This window comes from Acidovorax sp. KNOB132 (genome assembly GCF_057541515.1).
In genome coordinates this window covers 1-2,002 of the sequence record NZ_BAAJYT010000435.1, presented here as the reverse complement: position 1 = coordinate 2,002, position 2,002 = coordinate 1, and the positions used below count along the sequence as shown (strand labels likewise).

The window sequence follows — 2,002 nt, the reverse complement described above, 5'->3', positions numbered from 1 at the left end:
CACGCGCCGGCCCCCGCACCCGTGGCTGCCCCGCCCATCGATCCGCTGCTCGCGCCGCGCAGCGCGCCCCTGGTGCCCCCAGCGCCGCCGACCCGCGCCCCTGCCAAGGCGTTCGACCCGATCGAGGCCGACGAAGTGGCAGCTTTCAAGCGGGCCCTGGACAACGCCGCCGCGGCCAAGCCTCCCGCACCGGCACCGCGCACGGGGGTGTCCACACGCTCGGGACCGCTGCTGCCTTCGACGCCCACCGGCTTCGAAGACACGGAAATGCCGGGCAGCGACGCCCGCTCGCCCGATCTGAGCAACACCCAGTACGGCGACCTGCGCTGAGCCGTACCAGCGGCGGCACGGGCCTCATCACCCCAGCCGCCGCCGCGTGTCGGCCTGCAGCGGATCAGTACACGTCGCGCCGGTAGCGGCCCTCGGTGATCAGCGCATCGACGGCATCGACGCCGAGCACCTCCACCATCGCCGCGTCCACGCCGGCCGCCATGCCTTCGGCGCTGCCGCACACATAGACCACCGCGCCCTGCGCGATCCATTCGCGCAAGGGGCCCGCCGCATCGCGCAGCCGGTCCTGCACATGGCGATGGGCCTCCCCGTCGCGGGAGAAAACCCGGTCCAGCCGTTCGAGAAAGCCATGGTTCTGCCAGCCACCGATTTCTTCGGCGCACAGGTTGTCGTGGGCCCGCTGGCGCTCGCCGAACAGCAGCCAGTTGCGCCGGTGGCCCGCCCGCACCCGGGCCCGCAGGTGGGAGCGCAAGCCCGCCAGGCCCGATCCATTGCCGATGAAGAGGCAAGGTGCGTCGCCCGGGGCAGCATCGAAGCGAGGATTGGCCACCAGGCGCAAAGCCACTTCGGCACCCAGCGGGGCATGGGCGGTGAGCCAGCCCGACGCCAGCCCCAGCCCCTGGGCATGCCGCTCCTGGCGGACCAGCAGCTGCAGCGCGCCGTCGCCAGGCAGGGAGGCCACGGAGTAGGTGCGGGGCGCCAGAGCCACCAGCGCATCGGCACAGGCCTGGGCATGGACCTCTGCCGCGCCCGAAGGCAGCGGGGGCAGCACACTCACCGCCAGGGCCTCGGTCAGCGTGGTCCTGACGCCCCCATGCTGCACCGGTGCAGCGCCATCGGCACCCGCGGCTTGCAGCCAGGCCGCGACGGCCTCGGGCGCGTGGCGCGGCAGCACCTCCACCAAGGCGCCCGGATGCCATTCGACCGGGGTGCCTGAGGTGAGCGACACCTCGAACAAGGGGTGGCCCAGGCTGCCCGGATTGAGGCAATCGCGCCGCTCCAGGCGCCACGGCGTGTAGACGGGCGCCGCACCGCCTTCCGCCAACGCCCCCTCCAGGGCCAGATGCGCCACGCCGTCCAATGCGGCCAGGGCCTCGCTCCAGCGGGCCAGGGCCGCAGGATCTGCGTCGTCCACTTCGATGAGCGGAAACAGCGGCACGGCGCCCGCCCGGCGCAGGCCTTCGTCCAAAGCGTGGCCGAAGCCGCAAAAGCGCGTGTAGTTGCGGTCGCCCAGCGCGAGCAGGCCGTAGCGCACGCCCTGCAGCGAGTCCGGTGGCTGTTGTGTCAGCAACCGGGCGAAGCGGCGGGCGTTGTCGGGCGGCTCGCCCTCGCCGAAGCTGCTGGCCACCAGCAGCACGCGGCGGTGCCCGGCCAGCATCGCGGGCGTGAGCGCCTGCAGCGATTGCACGGCCACACCCAAGCCGGCGCGCTGCAATGCGGCCGCGCTCTGCAGCGCCATGCGCTCGGCTTGGCCGGCCTGACTGGCGTAGGCGACCAGCAGCGTGTCGGCCCCCTGCGCCGCGCCGTCTGCCGCAGTGGTGCGGGCTGCCCGTGGGCGGCGCGCGCGGCTCCGTGGCACGGCGCTGGCGACGGCGCCCCAGGTAGAGCATCCAGCCGGTGACCGCGAAGAGCGGCATGGCCAGGCTGCCCAGCATCACCGCCACCCGGCCGGGCAGGCCGAAGTAGGTGCCCATGTGCAAGGGATAGATGG

1 protein-coding gene and 1 pseudogene are annotated in these 2,002 nt (G+C 73.5%); one reads left to right on the top strand and one right to left on the bottom strand.

Annotated elements, in window-relative coordinates:
* Nucleotides 1-330: pseudogene (locus AC27IO_RS23455) on the top strand (hypothetical protein); the annotation flags it as partial.
* A gap of 64 nt (nucleotides 331-394) precedes the next feature.
* Here the strand turns inward: AC27IO_RS23455 and AC27IO_RS23450 are convergent.
* Complete coding sequence (locus AC27IO_RS23450; RefSeq protein WP_498741068.1) at nucleotides 395-1,870, bottom strand: sulfite reductase subunit alpha; 1,476 nt, start codon at nucleotides 1,868-1,870, stop codon at nucleotides 395-397.
* Nucleotides 1,871-2,002 lie beyond the last annotated feature (132 nt).